Origin of the sequence: Ligilactobacillus pobuzihii E100301 = KCTC 13174, from assembly GCF_000349725.1 — a bacterium.
GTDB classification, from domain to species: Bacteria; Bacillota; Bacilli; order Lactobacillales; family Lactobacillaceae; genus Ligilactobacillus; species Ligilactobacillus pobuzihii.
Map to the genome: position 1 here is coordinate 1 of NZ_KB714685.1, position 17,074 is coordinate 17,074.

General features: G+C 36.4%; 17 protein-coding genes and 1 pseudogene. 2 read left to right on the top strand and 16 right to left on the bottom strand.

Going from position 1 to position 17,074, the window contains the following annotated elements:
* Positions 1-334 precede the first annotated feature (334 nt).
* The 15 genes from LACPOB_RS0101560 to LACPOB_RS0101630 all read right to left on the bottom strand — a co-directional run bounded on the left by LACPOB_RS0101560 (position 335) and on the right by LACPOB_RS0101630 (position 14,682).
* A complete protein-coding gene (locus LACPOB_RS0101560) occupies positions 335-1,093 on the bottom strand; it encodes a MurR/RpiR family transcriptional regulator (RefSeq protein ID WP_017867081.1) in 759 nt (252 codons plus the stop codon).
* A gap of 89 nt (positions 1,094-1,182) precedes the next feature.
* Positions 1,183-2,880 (bottom strand): alpha-glucosidase, encoded by a 1,698-nt coding sequence (locus LACPOB_RS0101565; RefSeq protein ID WP_420864571.1) that lies wholly within the window; start codon positions 2,878-2,880, stop codon positions 1,183-1,185.
* Positions 2,864-3,286 (bottom strand): PTS sugar transporter subunit IIA, encoded by a 423-nt coding sequence (locus LACPOB_RS0101570; RefSeq protein WP_017867083.1) that lies wholly within the window; start codon positions 3,284-3,286, stop codon positions 2,864-2,866. The genes LACPOB_RS0101565 and LACPOB_RS0101570 overlap by 17 nt, the downstream gene beginning before the upstream one ends.
* Before the next feature lie 35 nt (positions 3,287-3,321).
* Positions 3,322-4,113, bottom strand: coding sequence for a PTS system mannose/fructose/sorbose family transporter subunit IID (locus LACPOB_RS0101575; protein WP_026142699.1), 792 nt, complete (start codon positions 4,111-4,113; stop codon positions 3,322-3,324).
* Between the two features lie 24 nt (positions 4,114-4,137).
* Positions 4,138-4,956: a PTS mannose/fructose/sorbose/N-acetylgalactosamine transporter subunit IIC gene (locus LACPOB_RS0101580; protein ID WP_017867085.1), complete on the bottom strand. Its 819-nt coding sequence runs from the start codon at positions 4,954-4,956 to the stop codon at positions 4,138-4,140.
* A 15-nt stretch (positions 4,957-4,971) separates the two neighbouring features.
* On the bottom strand, positions 4,972-5,448 hold the full coding sequence (locus tag LACPOB_RS0101585; protein ID WP_017867086.1) for a PTS sugar transporter subunit IIB: 477 nt from the start codon (positions 5,446-5,448) through the stop codon (positions 4,972-4,974).
* A gap of 42 nt (positions 5,449-5,490) precedes the next feature.
* Positions 5,491-6,498: a LacI family DNA-binding transcriptional regulator gene (locus LACPOB_RS0101590; RefSeq protein WP_017867087.1), complete on the bottom strand. Its 1,008-nt coding sequence runs from the start codon at positions 6,496-6,498 to the stop codon at positions 5,491-5,493.
* 586 nt (positions 6,499-7,084) lie between these two features.
* Positions 7,085-7,504: a GlcG/HbpS family heme-binding protein gene (locus LACPOB_RS11515; RefSeq protein WP_017867088.1), complete on the bottom strand. Its 420-nt coding sequence runs from the start codon at positions 7,502-7,504 to the stop codon at positions 7,085-7,087.
* Complete coding sequence (locus tag LACPOB_RS0101600) at positions 7,497-8,084, bottom strand: cob(I)yrinic acid a,c-diamide adenosyltransferase (RefSeq protein ID WP_017867089.1); 588 nt, start codon at positions 8,082-8,084, stop codon at positions 7,497-7,499. The genes LACPOB_RS11515 and LACPOB_RS0101600 overlap by 8 nt, the downstream gene beginning before the upstream one ends.
* 26 nt (positions 8,085-8,110) lie before the next feature.
* A complete protein-coding gene (locus LACPOB_RS0101605; protein ID WP_017867090.1) occupies positions 8,111-8,473 on the bottom strand; it encodes a glycerol dehydratase reactivase beta/small subunit family protein in 363 nt (120 codons plus the stop codon).
* A complete protein-coding gene (locus LACPOB_RS0101610; protein WP_017867091.1) occupies positions 8,463-10,304 on the bottom strand; it encodes a diol dehydratase reactivase subunit alpha in 1,842 nt (613 codons plus the stop codon). The genes LACPOB_RS0101605 and LACPOB_RS0101610 overlap by 11 nt, the downstream gene beginning before the upstream one ends.
* Before the next feature lie 51 nt (positions 10,305-10,355).
* Positions 10,356-10,868: a diol dehydratase small subunit gene (locus tag LACPOB_RS0101615; protein ID WP_017867092.1), complete on the bottom strand. Its 513-nt coding sequence runs from the start codon at positions 10,866-10,868 to the stop codon at positions 10,356-10,358.
* 58 nt (positions 10,869-10,926) lie between these two features.
* Positions 10,927-11,661, bottom strand: coding sequence for a propanediol/glycerol family dehydratase medium subunit (locus LACPOB_RS0101620; protein WP_017867093.1), 735 nt, complete (start codon positions 11,659-11,661; stop codon positions 10,927-10,929).
* A 19-nt stretch (positions 11,662-11,680) separates the two neighbouring features.
* Positions 11,681-13,366 carry a propanediol/glycerol family dehydratase large subunit gene (locus LACPOB_RS0101625; RefSeq protein WP_017867094.1) on the bottom strand — a complete coding sequence of 562 codons (1,686 nt, stop codon included), beginning with the start codon at positions 13,364-13,366 and terminating at the stop codon, positions 11,681-11,683.
* A gap of 128 nt (positions 13,367-13,494) precedes the next feature.
* The gene (locus LACPOB_RS0101630; protein WP_017867095.1) at positions 13,495-14,682 is read right to left on the bottom strand and encodes an iron-containing alcohol dehydrogenase; all 1,188 of its coding nucleotides are present in this window, start codon (positions 14,680-14,682) and stop codon (positions 13,495-13,497) included.
* Between the two features lie 350 nt (positions 14,683-15,032).
* On the opposite strand from LACPOB_RS0101630, the gene LACPOB_RS0101635 reads away from it, so the two are divergent.
* Entirely contained in the window at positions 15,033-15,434 is a 402-nt protein-coding gene (locus LACPOB_RS0101635) for a DUF4430 domain-containing protein (RefSeq protein WP_017867096.1), read from the top strand.
* A 2-nt stretch (positions 15,435-15,436) separates the two neighbouring features.
* Positions 15,437-15,958, top strand: coding sequence for an ECF transporter S component (locus LACPOB_RS0101640; RefSeq protein WP_017867097.1), 522 nt, complete (start codon positions 15,437-15,439; stop codon positions 15,956-15,958).
* 315 nt (positions 15,959-16,273) lie between these two features.
* Here the strand turns inward: LACPOB_RS0101640 and LACPOB_RS0101645 are convergent.
* A pseudogene (locus LACPOB_RS0101645) lies at positions 16,274-16,951 on the bottom strand (HNH endonuclease family protein); the annotation flags it as partial.
* Positions 16,952-17,074: the final 123 nt, after the last annotated feature.

Below are 17,074 nucleotides of genomic sequence, written 5' to 3' on the forward strand. Positions count from 1 at the left end.
CTACGCTTCCTGGCCGGCCTCCCACTGAACTAACATCTATCTTCACTTATAGTTTAAGCTTTACACTTGTCGCACTTGATTTGACAATTGGGGTAACTTAAATCTTTGTTTTCCAAATATGCTAGAATTAATTGAAAAGGGACTACCGATTTATAATGGATAATCCTTGGCGTTTTTTTAAGAATCAGTCCCAAAGAGCCAGCTTTGATGGTTACCTTTTTAGAGATGTGTTCTTTATGATACAAGTTGCACATAAAGTAAATTAATAGATACCATTTCAATAACCCAAACTTTGATTTTGTACTAACTATGGTTCTTACTACTTAAATAAAAACTATTCATCATATAATATAAATTCACGATACTTACGGTTTAAGATAGATAACAAAATTGACAAACAAGTATAAGAATATATTGGTTGATTAACATTTTTGCTTGGCAAAGTACTTGTTTCATAATACAAATTAAACATTGAATGTTTTGCTAAAAAATTCTTACCAAAACTAGTTACTGAACAAATTGGAACTTGATTCATATTAAGCATCTTTATAGCATCTATGATACCAGGGGTATTTCCACTAAGACTAATAACAATCACTAAATCTTGTGGACTCAGACTTTCTGCGTTTATAGCAAAATTCACTTCTCCGGATACAAGATAATTTTTTCTACCTACTATAAATAAATCATTAGAAAACTCTTTCGCACAATTGTTTTGGGAAAAACCAGTAGCGTATACTATAATATTCTCGGCTTGAAATATTTTGTCCAAAATAGGTTGAAAATTTGTTTGCTTTACATACTTAAAAGTTTTTGTAATATCATTTTCCAAATTAGCCATTAGATCTTTGGGCTCGTAAACTGATGCATTTAGACTATTTTCCAGACTATATTTCATATCTGAAAAGCCATGATATCCTAATTTTTTTGCTAATCTCAAAACGGAACTCTTAGAAGATAATAATTCTTCCGCGAGTCCTATAATTGACGAATTAACAACTTCAGTTACATTAGAACGTATAAAAAACACCATTTCTTTTTCATTCTCAGATAAATCATCATACTTGTTTTTTACTCTTTGTTCAAAATCCATATAATACAACCCACCTTTGTGCGTAAATACCCCAAAATTATTGTTAAACGCAAAAAAGAGAATTCTTTACAATTCTCTCTTTTAAGACATTACTTACTTCTACGATAGTAAACTGCAGCTTCATAAGGTCTTAGAACTATCTTATTTCCTAAATGTAAATTAACGCGATCGTAATTAGATAAAATTAATTCTCCACCTTGTAAATCTGAAGGTATTTCATAATTAACTTTTTCGTTGCTAAATGAACAAATTACAACTAATTGTTCTGTTGCATTAGCTCGTGTATAACCATACACATCAGAATCATCTGAATTAAAATTACTATAACTTCCATCAACAACAACTTGATATTTTTTACGTAAAGATATCAAGTTCTGATAATAATGTAAAACAGAGTCTTTATCTTCAATTGCGTCCAATGCGTTCGTTACTGGATTATAGTTGGGAACGTTAAGCCACGGAATTCCCGTTGTAAAACCATTATTTTTTTGATTGTTCCATGGAAATGGTGTTCTTGCATTATCTCTAGATTTAAGATAGCATACTTTTTCAATGTATTCTTTTCGTTCACCAGCTTCACGCATCTCAGCAATAATCTTCTTGGTCTCAATATCCTGATAATCATCTAACGATTCAAAATTAACATTAGTTAGACCTAACTCTTCCCCCTGATATATATATGGGGTACCCTTCATCATATGCAACAATGTACCCAACATTTTTGCAGATTGAACTCGATATTTCTTTTCATTGCCAAATCTTGTCACAGGACGCGGCTGATCATGATTACTCCAATATAAAGAATTCCAACCATCAACTAATTTATCCTGCCAATCTGTCATAACTCTACGTAAATCAGATAACTTAAATCTAACATCAGAAAATTTTCCATATTTACCATAGTCTAAATGCATATGATCAAATTGAAAGAGCATATTTAGTTCATTACGTTGGGGATCTGTGTACAATATAGCCTGGTCACTATTTGTATTAGCAGCTTCTCCTACCGTCATAACATCATACTTAGAAAAAACTTCTTGATACATTTCCTGTAAAAATTCATGTTCTCGTGGACCATTGGAAGAACCGTAGTAATAATTCTTGTGTAATGGTAAATCATCTGGTGCGTTTGGAAAGTCTTGTAATTTACTCAACAAAGATATAACGTCCATTCTGAAACCATCGATACCTAAATCAAACCAATAACGCATCATTTTATAAATTGATTTTCTAACCTCAGGGTTTTCCCAGTTTAAATCTGGTTGCTCTTTAGCAAATAAATGTAAATAATATTGATTTCTTTCAGGTACATATTCCCACGCTGAGTCTGTAAACGTTGATCCCCAATTATTTGGTGCTGATCCATCTGATTTAGGGTCTTTCCAGATATAAAAATCACTATAATCATTGTTTTTCGATTTTTTGGACTCTTGGAACCAATAATTTTGATCACTTGTATGATTAACAACTAAATCCATGATTAAACGCATATGATGTTTATGAACTTGTTCTAATAACTCTTTAAAATCATCTAATGTACCGTATCTTGAATCAATATCATAATAATCGGCAATATCATATCCATTATCAACTAAAGGAGACTTATATATAGGATTTAACCAAAGAACGTCCACCCCTAGTTTCTCCAAATAAGGCAAGCGACTGATGATCCCCTGCAAATCGCCGATACCATCTCCATTACTATCTTGAAAACTTTGGGGATAAATTTGATAAACAACACTGTCTTTCCACCATTCACTATGTTTCATATTACTCATCATCCTCATCGGTTGCCAACTCTTTTACCTTATCATTTACATATACTATTTGTTGCTTAGCTTCTTGAATTTCAGCTCGTAATTGATCAGGTTCTAAGAATCCATCAGGCAGAGCTAAAAGAACAGATAGAACCAATGGTAAGTTCATTCCTGCAATTAAATGAAAATGAGGATTGTCCAGATACTTAATGAAGTTCTGGTTAACTGATCCTCCCATCATGTCAGTAAATACAATAACTTCATCATCAGACAAACTTATTTTTTCAAGTGCTTTACTTATTTCTTCTTCAACAGGTAAGTTTGTCATATAAGCATCAATTGTAGTTATTTCTGCAGTATTTGGTGCAATATAATCTAAAGTGTTTTTTAACCCTGAAGCTAATTTATGATGACTAGCAAAAATAATTTTTCTCATTATTCTCCATTCTCCTCTTCTTTTCTCTGCTTTTATTAAGGTTTCAAAATTCCGAAGAACGATAGTACCAAAGATAATATAATCAGTGCAAAAATAATTTGAATTACTGTCATTTTTTTAGATGCAATCAACTTATACACAATAAATGTTAAAGCTACTGGTAAAAGCGCTGGCATAATCTGATCCAAAACTTCTTTTTGGATCCCCATCTTGACCTTCCCTGTTTGGAATGTTAAAGCCACATTCATTTTAACAACAGATGGAACCAAAGCTCCTACGACAGTTAATCCCATAATAGAAGCTGCTTCAGTAAATACAGAAATCTTACTTCCTAAAGTAGTGACCAACTTTAATCCAGAATCATATCCAATATGGAATAATTTAAATCTAAAGAACAAGAAGAAAATGTTAAGTAATAACCAAATAATTGCGCCGGTTGGATTTCCTTCAAGACCCATATAAGCAGAAATAGAGCCGACGATTGTTGGATATAACACCCAAACTAATGTATCACCAATACCTGCCAATGGGCCCATCATACCAGTCTTAAAGTTTTGCACAGCTTCAATTGAGTTTGCGCCATCTTTTTCTTCCATAGCTAAACTAGCACCAAGTAAAATATTGGCCATCCATGTCGTAGTATTAAAATAATTAAAATGATTGTTCATCGACTTTTTATATTCTTCGTCGTCTGGATAAATTTTACGCAACGCTTTTTCTAACCCATATGCAACAGCCGGCCCTTGTTGATTTTCATAGTTAAAATCATTGCACGCCATAAACATATAGCGAAAAGCTGCTTTATTAACATCTTTTTTAGTTAAAATCTTTCGTGTACGTAAGTCTTTTTTTCACTCATCCCAGTCGTCCCCTTCTTCATCTTGCTCTTGCGCTCCTGCTGCATCAGTCTGTGCATTGGTATGTTCAGAATCTTTCTTAACAGTAGTTACAAAGAAATAGTAAGCCATGGCGAGCCCAACAATCGACACACCCATCATCGGAACATTCAAATAAGCTGAAAGTACAAAACCTACCATTAGCATTGAGAGATATTTTTTTGCCGGCATTACCTGTAACAACATAGCAATACCAACAACCGGTAGCATATTACCCGCTATCGATAAGCCATCAGTTACCCAATCAGGCACGACATTCAGAACATTTCTTACTAAACCATTTCCGAATAAAACAACAATTGCGGTAGGTACTGCGGTAGTTAAACCAAAAATCAATGGACCAACCCACATAATACGGTTCATTTTTTTATATTTTCCTTGATTCAGAGCTTTTTGCGCAGCATGTGATACGTAAGTATTTAAAATTTTTGCAAGAACATCTAATTGGATTCCTAACATACCTACTGGAACACCAACTGCTAAAGCGACAGCTTTTGCGTCCCCGATAGTACTTGTTGTACGAATAGCAATATAAATTCCCACGAGAGCGGCAAGTCCCCAATTAGGAACTGACGATCCACCGATATTAGCAACACCCAATGCCATTAACTGGAATGTCCCACCAATAATCATTGCAGTTTGCATATCTCCCATAATGATCCCCATAAACAAAGCAACCATAATTGGGAACCAGGTCGTAATTACTAGCCCCTGTTGATCCAACACTACCCAAAAAGATAGTAAAATTGTCAAAACTCCTTGAACAATAACCATAATAATTACTCCTCTTTATTTAATATACTTTTCTAAGGGTTCTTCAGTGTCATTTGGAACATAATGGAACGTTACTGGTACTCCTCTATCTTGAATAGCTTTCAAGTCAGCAACTTCGTTTTCATTGACTGAGACCATTCTTTTCACCGTTTTCTTGTCTGGTCCATCAAACATAATACCGATGTTAACTTTAGGAATAGATACTCCGCCATCCATCAGCTTTAATAACGTTGATGGCTCTTTTACAATTAAAAACACATTATGGCTATCATATTTTCCATTATTAAAGTTTGTTATTGCTTTCTGAGTATCTATAATCGACATACCTGTTCCGGCTGGCTTACTCATTCTCATTGCAGATTTTTGAACTTCATCTTTACTGATCTCATCATCAACCACCATCAATCGCTTTGCCTTGACCGCACCGGCCCATTGCGTAACAACAATACCGTGAATCAAACGTTGATCAATTCTTGCCAATACTAAACTCATTATTATTCCTCCTTGATATCGATACCAATTTTTTCAAAAAAATTAAACTGATTCTCTTACAACTAAATCTAAATTAAATACTTTGTTTTCAACAACATCCTTGTCCTCCAAGTGCTGTAACATTGCTTTAGCGGCAGCTGCTCCCATTTCCTCTACCGGTTGTCTTACAGTAGTTAAAGGAATAAACAAATCACGCGATAAAGATTGGTCATCAATCCCTAAAACCCCTAATCTTTTTGGTACTTCTACCCCTACTTCCTTAGCACCCTCCATAATACCAACTGCAACTTCATCACTACCAGAGATAATTGCATCGGGCATTTTATTTTCCTTGAAGAGTTTATTAAAGAGTTTCAAACCAGCGTCCCTTGTTTGTACATGTGTAAAAAGCATTTTTGGATCAAAGCTCATCTTTGCCTCTCGTAAAGCGGCTTGAAAACCTGAAAAACGATTGGAGTTAAGATTTGTTCCTTCTTTCTTGGTTACAATAATATTTTTATGTCCCGTAGCGTATGCTATATTTTTATAACCTCGCTGGATCAAAAATCCAGTTGCTTCCTTAAACCCCTGATATTGATTTGCACGAATCGTGGGTAAATCTAACTCACCTAAATATTCATTAACTAAAACAATTGAACCGTATTTTGAATACTCCTGAATAACAGGAGCGTCATTTTCAATTGAACATAAGATTACGCCATCAATAGTCTGATTTGTTAATAATTTCAGCGCATCTAATTCTTTATCCTTTCTACCGAACGTTTGTATCAAAATGATCGTATACCCTTTACTATCAAGGGTTCGTTCGATCACATTAATCAAATCTGCAAAAAAAGGGTTAGTTATTCTTGGAACTGTAACAGCTAAGTTTTTTGCTTTTGTTCCTCTTAATTGCCTAGCCGCCGGCATTGGTTTATAACCTAATTCCTTCATTGCCGCTTTCACTAAAGTTTCTTTTTGTTGAGAAACATGTGGTTTTTTATTAATAACCCGTGAAACTGTCGAAACTGATAACCCGGCTTTACGGGCCACATCAGATATTGTTGGCATTTTTACACCTTCCAAACAATTTTTGCTAAACACCCCACTTTATTTTATCATTAGGAAGCGCTTTTTGATATCGATGTCAAAATATTAAAAAATATTTGGTATCGATATCAATCTTTCAAGTATGAGTATACTTTTATTTTGAATCGTTTTCAAGAAAATAAAAAGAAAAGATCTTTTTTTTAAAACATTGGGAAAAGTTTCTTTTGAACGAGAAAATTCCCATGTTCTATGAACAAGGGGTACTTGTATTCGTTAAATTCCATTATTAGTGTCAAACTGTTAAGCTGCAACCTGAAGAGTATTCACTTGAACAATAATACTCAACACATTACTAGGGAAACCCCAAATGCAGCACTATTATGATGCCTAGTATAGTTTTAAATACTATGTTAGATTACTTGAATAAAACAATATCTATTTTTATAGTAGAAATTATAAATCAACGACTGTGAGTCCGATAAGTAAACACGCTATTAAAAAATTATCTTATCACTTGTTTTCACAAATTAACTCACTTAGACCCAAAAAAGTAGGAAAATACATTAACAGCAATTTCCTACTTCAAATCATAACTATCCAATTAGTTCTATTTTTCAGACAAAAATTCTTTAACTGCCGTTTCACAAATTGCTTGGTCTTCGGTTGTAGCACCGCCACTCACGCCAATTGCACCCTTAATTTCTTCATCGATCACTAGTGGAATACCACCAGCAAATGAGGCTAAACGTCCATCCAGCATTGTTTCCATTTGATATAATGAAGCGCCCGGCTGGATATCTTTGCTTATATCTTTAGTTGGTTCCTTCATTGCAATAGCTGACCAAGCCTTTTTAGGTGCTAAAGTTGAACTAACTAAGTTAGCATTTGGCATATGATAAATCATTTGAGGTGTATTGGTAATATCCATCAGGCATATTGTTACGGCAGTTCCAATTTCATTGGCCTTTGCTATTGCTGCATCAATTACTCGTTCCATCTTTTTGATTTCAAATAAATTTTCAGTCATAACTTTTTTCCTCCATTATTTTTTGATATTGATCTATAACTTGGGCTACGATTTTATTGATTCGTTCTTCATAGTCTTCATCACGAGCGATAATATAAAAGAAATCTGACATCCTATTAACATATCGCTCAATTTCAGGCCTGACTTCATGATCTTCCATATAGGTTATTAGAAGTCTTTCAGCACGACGACAAACCGTACGACAAACATGTAGCTGCGCACCTGCTTGACTTGCTCCGGGTAAAATAAAAGAAGTAACCTTAGGTAACTTTTCACTATAACGATCAATGACTTTTTCCAAGAATTTTACATCTTCATTTGTGATAACTTGACTCTTTTGGTAATACTTCTCGGGTGTTCCTGCGGCTAATTCACCTTGCAACAAAAACATCAAATGTTCAACATGTTGTAAATATTGCTTATTTTGCTCGGAAACACAAAATTTATCTGCCAAACTAATATTTGAGTTTAGTTCATCAAAAGTACCGTAAGTCTCAACTTGTAATGAATTCTTATAAACACGTTGACCATCGTACAAACTAGTCTGGCCTTGGTCCCCGCCTTTCGTATATATTTTCATTTCAAACACCTCCTTACCTATCTAAGTCATTTATAACCATTTTTAAACGGTACCCCTTTAACCAAGCGTGCCGCATTATTCCCTAACTGCCGCAAAGCCGCATAACCTTTGTTTCTATTAACCACAAATAAGGGCTGATCTTGTGCCAAATTTTTATAGTGCACTATCACATTTCTCTGATCATAGGCTAAGCCCACGTTTAAACGCGATCTAAGAGCTGCGTCATAAGCTCTATTAGTTGCATCTTCTTCTTCGGCCGTGGTCAATACGTAAGGTATCTGTTCTTCTTCAATTCCATACAAAATTTCCTTTAAATCAGCTGTGCAATAACTTTCTTTATCTGATTTACAAGCGAGTAGGATTGCTGGCTTTTCAGAATTATTTATCATGTTTGGCCCCACCTTTTCTCGCATATCTTAAGATCAAACCAGTCGCTACTGCGTTACGTGGCCCCTCAATACCTCTAACATTTCCACGGCCAGCAACAATATTATATTGAGATAGACTATCAGTCACCAATTGTGGAATTTCAAAATCCAAAGCAGAGCCACCAACAATGACCACAAATGGAATATCACGAATATTTCCACTTGGGCTGACGTAACGCAGTGCACGTAAGGCATTGGTGACAAAGACTCTCTTTTTGGCCGATTGCCGGACGGCTTTCACTTTTTCAATATTCAGCTTACTTGGTAAAGGTTCATAACCATTGGGCTTGATCACAACAACTTTGGCAAACAAGTCAGACGAAATGGCCTTTTCAAAAAATTGAACCGAACCATCTTCATGTCGTAATTGAAACAAATTCTCAACTTTAGCTAATGGATATTTTTTTATGTCCTCTGCTAAATATGCATTATCTAAACCTAATTCCGAATCGATGATCATTGTGACCATATCGCCAGCACCTGCCAGATGAATCGCAACTTCCTCACCATTTTGACTGAGTATCGAAGCATCAGTTGAACCAGCTCCCAGATCTAATAATGCTAATGGCTTATCTGTTCCTGGTGTAGTTAAAGCACCGCGAATGGCAGATTGTGCTTCTGCACCCCCGATCGAGACCGGGATGTTTAATTTTTCTTGTAGAGACTTAGCAATTAATTCCATTTGGAGATGATCTGATTTAACCATCGAAGCAATACCAACTGCCTCTTCCATTGAAAATTCATTTGCCATACCGCCACGAACCTTAATTGGAACTGAAGTATCAACTGCCAACAGATCTTGAATATAAATTTGCTCAATTTTTCGTCCTGTCAACTTTGCCATAGTTTGACGTACATTTTCTAACATGCCGCCGACGTTAGTCCCAGACGCTCCTTTAATATCTTGGACATCTTTGATCTGACTAATTTTTTGCATAATTTCATCTGCACCGGTACCTACGTCGACCTGTACTTTTTTTCCATCACCCAAGATAGTGATAGTACCAGCCGGAATAGTACGAGCTTTAACGTCTCCACTCGGCGTTTTAATGACAACCGCTGAACGGTTTCCAATCAAAGCACGTGCGATCGGTACGATATTTTTAGTTTGCTGTGCTGATAAGTCAAATAAAGTAGCAATACCGTATGGATTGGAAAGCTGTGATACCACTCGTCCTTGAGTGGCAACCTCGACTGCAGCTTGCATATGCAAAGGTACCTTGTCGATCAAAGCAACTTCGTCAACGATCGGGATCTTGTTTTCCAAACGATTATCGACTAACACGGCATCATCATTTTGCATAATAGCAGCTGAAATTTTAAGGCCCCTCTGACAGGCTTGGTTGATCTGCTTAGCAACATCGGCAAAATCAACTTCTTTTCGAACTAAAACAATATATTTTCGCTTTCGATCTTTTTGTTTTGCCAGTTCATCTAAAGTAACTGTATAACCTGTACCAGTCCCCACGCCGCCTGGGGTTTCCGGATTATGACCGATCATGGTCGATTCGGTGATCACAGTTTCTGTAATAGTTTCCATAGCAACATCACCGATCACTGGAGTTGCTTCATTGATCGTAATTAGATCGACGTCATCCAACTTAGAAGACGTCTTTTCTAAAACATTGTCAATTGATTTTTTGATCCCTAATAAATTTTGTTTAGTTCCTTTTATGCCAGTCGTTGCCGCGATACCTGAACCTACAAATGACACTTCCTTTTGGCCTGACACATCAGCGAGCGAAACCTCAGTCGATGAATTACCAATGTCGACACCTAGTATCCGTTTCATCAAAAATCATTCCTTACTTTCTGACATTTGCTACTTATACACAAAATGTGTTTAATTATCACCCTTAAGTTTGTGAGCTTGCTCATAATTTTCAGCAGCTTCTTTAAACCAATTTGAACAGATCGGTGCTTGATATTTGTCGTTTAATTCGGCTGCAATTTCTAACAGTTCTTGTTTGCTCGAACGATAAGGGCGCAAGGCGTTATACATTTCCAACAAACGTGCATCGGGAACATTAGTCAGTTCAGAGGCTCGTTGCAAATTGTTTTGAATGGCAGGACGCCCCGCATTTTTAGCGATCTCACCCTGCATCTTCAACGTCTGCGGCGTGATTCGAAAGTCCTGTGGTTGTACCTTTTGTTTCAAAACGTTTTCCAAGTTGATATCTTCCAATGTTTTTCCCGTAGGAGTAACTACTTTTTCGGGATGTTTTTTATACAAAGGGTAGTCTGTGGCATCAAGTTCATTTTTATCACTTTGCTTTTCACCACTGTCTTCTCGATCTTCTAAAGCTGCAATGACTCGTGCCGTTATTTCTTTAACTTCTTTATCAGTGATATTCATTTTTTTTCACTCCTAAAGCTTGACTACTAATAAATTTAATCAGTGTCGTGTTTTTACATCAATCTAGTTTCAAACATATCTCTTCAGCATCTTTACCTGTTTGTACCCTTCTAGTCTCTTGAATGTGCATCAATCCTGATAAAGGCTGATATTGAACCCGTGCCATCATATCGTTCACTGTCGGTACCGGATCAGGCGACATTCCTTTTGCGTAACGCGCTGCATTACGTCCAATAGCACGATATGTTTCTAAAGTTAGAACTGGTGCTTGTGGGAATAACTCTAAATTATCGAGGGGTTCCTGATCTTTTTGATGAATGATCGTGGTTCCCTTAGACTGGATCGCAATACTAATACCTGACCCCGAAATTTGGTCAGCTTCTGACGCACAAAAAGACACATCTGAAGTACGATAAATCTTAATAACACGATACTTTAGACCTTCTTCTTCAATACCTGCTGTCAACTGTCGTAAAACATCCCAATGCAATAGACCAGTTAAAGTTTTACGAAAGACTTCAGCAAAGGCAGGGGAAACTGCGATCACAACCTCTTCTTTTTCGCGCCCAGGTTTAACCGTTCCTACATGTTCAAACCAATCAAGCTGTTTAAAATTTGGATCATTTTCTGGCGTGAAATTTTTCACTTGATTTTCCGCACTAATCTGTTGTCCATCACTAGACTGTGGTTTTTCTTCCTTGTTAAATAGAATTGCCTGATCAGTCTCGCTAGTATTTTCGATTACGTTTCTTACGATCTGGTCAACTAACTGCTTATTGATCTTTTGACTCATCTTAATATCCACCTCAACTTTAATTCATATAATCTTTCATGTTTTGTGGATCGACTGCCCATGAAATATCTTTTATTTTTTTCCATTTTTCTTGATCTTGCCATAAACGATAACCCGTTCCAGGTCCTTCATAATCGTTGTTATCATTGATAGCTGAAATACAATTCCAGTCTTTACCAAAAACTGCAGATGTTTGAAGATAGTCACCAGTAATTTTTTGTTCAGCTAAATGCAAAACAGAATCTGCAACTTCTGATAGGCCACCCTCATTTAAAGCTTTAATAATGTCTACGACTGTCACACCACGGTCTAATAAGTCTTTGGCACCTTTCATGTCTTGAACCATATCACGTTTTGGCAGGTCATCAGATGAACTTGCATAAGTTGCAGCTTCAACTTCTTCATCGGTGATCTCCGGCAGATCTAACCCCTTAAAAACAGCTTGGATCGCACGAGCACCCTGATTTCTGACTTTGATAGCTTTTTGTTCATCTAATGGCATGATCCCACCATTAACGACCAAATCACGTTCCATCGCTAAATAGTCATCATAGTCTAAAGCATCCATATTAGAACCTGCAAAGGTATTGTCTTTGTTTTCTTCAGCGGCATAGCCAGAAGAAATAAAATCAGTCCCGGCAATAAACTGTCCCATCATTCTTTCCGTCCGACGAATATCGGAATGTGAAAAGGCCTGATCATTACCTGATGCACATTCTAGATCCATCATCATACATAACAAATTTTCACCCATAACTTCACGGATACCACCTGGAACTGAGCCAGGAATCCCGATACATGCCACGCCACCATTTTGCAAACCTTGCACACCAGTTGCTTTAGTCAAATAAATACATCTAGCTTCTAAATACAACATTGACTTGCCTTCAGTATTTCCCATCAATGCTTCTGAGCCAGCCCCAGATGTGAAACGCATTTTGGCACCACGAGACGCATAACATGAAGCTAGGAAGCCTTTTGACCACGGAGTGTCATCGCCGTCTGTAAAGACTTCATCGGTACCGTAAACTGAGATCGTTTCAGCATAAGAAGTAAAGCCACGCATCGACAAGCTCAATTCTTCAGCTTCTTCGACTGAACACTGCGTTAAGACACCTGGACGTGAAGATTGTGAACCAACTAAGATAGAGATCGCATTCAACGGCGCATATCTGGCAATTGCTGGCGTAGTTTCTTGTTCAGCGAAACCACGTGCAGCGGCTTCAGCTGCATCGGCCGCTAATTGTACTGGATTATCTAAAGTATTAGTAATATGACACTGATTCATTGGGGTCTTCCGTGGCCGCATTTTTTGAGTAGCCATGATCATTTCAGCAAAATTCATCTCGCTGATAACAGCTTCAGCTTTAGCTGGCGTTAGACCATTAGCAATTTTGATCAACTTTTTCCGTGGCACATTAGGATCACATAACATATTAGCAATTTGCACCGCACTCATTTTCATAGTTTTTGGCGCTTGTGTGGCATCGATACCATATTCTGCAATATACTTATCGATCAAATCAAAATCTTCCTGTTTTTTCCCATCCAGTTCAACGATCTGACCATCTTCAACTTTAATACTAGGAGCTGGGTCATTTTTACTATTTAAAGCAACAAAACCCTCGTCGTCCCATTCCTGGACTAAACCATCCAAATGAACTGGACGTTTTTCCAGCTTTTCAAATCTTTTTTGTCTTTTCATAATAACTAAATCCTTTTTATTGCCTCAAGAGTGAGCAAATATTACTCTCCTCTATCCATTACTCACTTAAAATAACAAAGGGGCTGAAAACTAACAAAATCAGTTTTCAACCCCCTTGAAATCAATCTCTAAAATGAGAAGTCCAAATTACCATCATAGGCAGCTTGGAAAATCTTCACGATATCTTCTTTTGTACCGACCCGTGGATTAGATGCAGCATTCCCATCTTTCAGGGCATTTTCTGCCATCAATTCAAAGTCTTTTGGATCAGCACCGATCTCTTTGATCGTCTGTGGGATACCCACATCATCTGACATCTGCTTCATTGCCTTCACGGATAATTCGGCCGCGTCACGTGTCGACAAGCCGGCTGTATTCTCACCCATAAACTCGGCTAATTCGGCAAACCTGGTTGGATCTGCGATCAAATTATATTTTTCAACATACGGTAATAGCAAAGCACAGCAAACACCATGCGGTGCATCATACTGACCACCCAATTGATGAGCCATAGCGTGGACATAACCTAAGTTAGCATTGTTAAAGGCCATCCCGGCTAACATCTCAGCTTCGACCATGTGTGTCCGCGCATCCATATTATGACCGTTAGCAACTGCTTCACGCAAAGATGTTTCGATCAATTTGATAGCTTCAATACATTGTGAATCGGTGATTGGGTTATGATCAACGGATACATACGGTTCAATGGATTGTACGAACGCATCCATCCCAGTTGCGGCTGTCAGGCCCTTTGGTACATCTAACATCAAGCTTGGATCATTAAATGAAACTAATGGGATGTTGCGCCACGAAACTACCACGAATTTCAAATGAGTTTCTTCGTTAGTGATAACTGCATGCCGTGTCAATTCTGAACCAGTCCCAGCTGTGGTATTGACTGCGATCAGCGGAGGCAAGGCATTATCTAAAGTCTCGATACCAGCAAGCTGAGTAATATCATCACCATTTGTCAAAATGATACCAGCACCCTTACCTGTATCATGAGCAGAGCCACCACCCACTGTGATGATCGAATCGGCATTTTCTTTTTCAAAGAGTGCCTTAACTTCTTTGATATTACGGATCTTCGGATTTGGTTCAACGCCGTTGTAGACCACATAATCAACACCAGCAGCATCTAAAGAAGCAAGTGTTTGTTTAACAGCGCCGCCTTCCAGGTTCTCCAAAAATTTATCAGTAACGATCACTGGTTTTTTCATATCCAGCATTTTAGCCCGTTCACCGATTTTTTCGATAACGCTAGGACCGAAAAAGTTAACACTTGGCATTAGAAAATCATAACTACGTTCTGCCATAAATAAAAACCTCCAGCTAATAATTATTTTGTTAACCACTGATCATTCTTCTCTTTTTAAGGATCAAGGCATATAGTTTTTCTGTTCCAAGAAAAATTACACTAAATTAAATCAAGACAATTGTTACATAATTCACTTATTATTATAAAGAAAAATCCTCTTTCATAGAGAGGGACAACCAACGAAAACAATATTCAAGTTTTATTATATAACCATGCTTTTCACATGTAAACCTAAAAAACATTTTTAAACACTTCAAGTTTAAGAATTCACTAGATGTTGACAAAAAACAAATAAATGTTAACGTAATAACGTACATTTTATTTAAAATTTTCAAGGAGATGTCTTGAATGAGACACATAAAAAAATCATTATTAACGATCCTACTTACAATTGCAGCACTTCTCTTAGTTATGGTAGGTTGTTCCACCAATAAATCAAATCAAACCACTAAGCCTAACAACCAAATCAGTGTAACTTATCAACTGCAAAATAACGGCAAAAAAATAGCAGAGAAAAAAGTACATACTAAAAAAAATGCTAAAGTAATAACCGGACTGAAAAAAGCTTGGACAGTTAAGGACAAAGAAGGCATGATCACATCGATCGATGGGCACCAACAAGACACCGATAAGAATATCTTTTGGACATATACGATCAACGATAAAACTATTAAAAAAGGCGCTCAAGAACAAAAAGTCAAAAATAATGACAAAGTTACTTTTAACTTAAGCAAATATCAGGATGATTAACTATGGACCAAGTCAAAACTCATAATTCAATTCGAAAAATTACAATGCTAGGCTTGCTGGCAGCAATTTGTACTGTTTTACGGATCGTCAAAATTCCGATTCCTAATGTGCAGCCGGTAACTGACATTATTATGATCGTTACACTGTTTTGCGGCTTAAAAACAGGCATGACGTTGGCAATTTTAACAATGTTAGTTTCGAACTTATATTTAGGTTTTGGACTGTGGACGTTTCCACAGATCGCAGCTTATATAATTTGCGTACTTACAGTTTGGCTTGTTCAAAAATTTCTCTTTTTACAAAAATCATGGCTGTTTCAATTGGTAATTGCAGCTTTTCTCGGATTAGAATATGGTTTAGTTATTAGCTTATGTATGGCAGTGATCGGTCAAGCTCCTGCATTCATCGCCTATTATACGAGCGGCTTCTTATTTGATGTTTATCATGCCGCGGGTAATTTAGTTTTTTATCCTTTAATTTACTTACCATTATCTAAAATCTTACAAAATTATTTAACAGAATAACAAAAAGTTCTTAGAATTAGATTTTTCAAAATTCTAAGAACTTTTTTCGTTGTTATAAATAAGGAGACAAAGAAATCTTGTCACTGACATCCAAGTGAAAGGTTTCTTTTCTCTTTAAAGTGATCGATAATGTGCTTGACTATTGCTAGTGGAAATAAACTTGATTGACTGATCTTCAATGTATAGACAGCTTAATCAAGTCAGTTTTTCACTAGGCGATAGAGCTGTTTAATAGTCATAGGAGACTTCGCTTTTTTCTGTATCGTATAATCTGCTTAAAAAATTACAAAGAACTCCGATAAAGATAATCTTTCTTTACTTAATAACATAACTTACTTCATCTTGGATTCCACAAACTTCAGCCATTTTTCCTAATAACGCCAAAATAGCCTCGGCTGAGTAGTTTGTCTCAATCAATTCACCATTTTGCAACTTTTTTGGATTCCTAAGATTAGAGGAAAACAACCTTTTCAGCGATTTATTATTTTTTATAATTTGATAAGCCCCGCTATCATTATCCCATATATAATTCAAAAAAGTAACCAGCGCATTAGACCAAGTTGTTAGCCTATATTCTTGGGACTGGATAATAATTTTAACTGGCTTTTGTCCTGTTACATTAACTTCATCATTAATAGGATGTTCCCCTGAAATCCCTACATTAATTTTTTCTTCTTGTGGTCGCGGATATATATCAATCAATTCGTCAGCTAACTTAGCAGATCGACCCATAATTTCATACTTTCCCCATTTGTCAAAATGTTTTCCAATTTTACGAGTTAAAGTTACATTGGATTTAATATAGAAGTTCTTTTTTTCAGAGAAAGATTTGTTACTCATCTCTGAATTATATTTGGTTAATGTTAAATTTCCAATTGTTCCACCATATTTTTGATTAACATTTTCAGCATTTTTTATTTGAAAACGCCATTCATTATTTAACTTTTGTGGCATTACATGCTCAACTTGTGCATCGTAAAAGTTAATTGTTTCCTTGGTTTGTTTTTCTTCAAGAACTACTAATACAGCACTTTACAAATTTTAACTATTTTTCCGAGTTTTTGAACCCACGTCCAGTATGAACTGCAAAATGATCTCAGAATTTTGGTGCTTTTG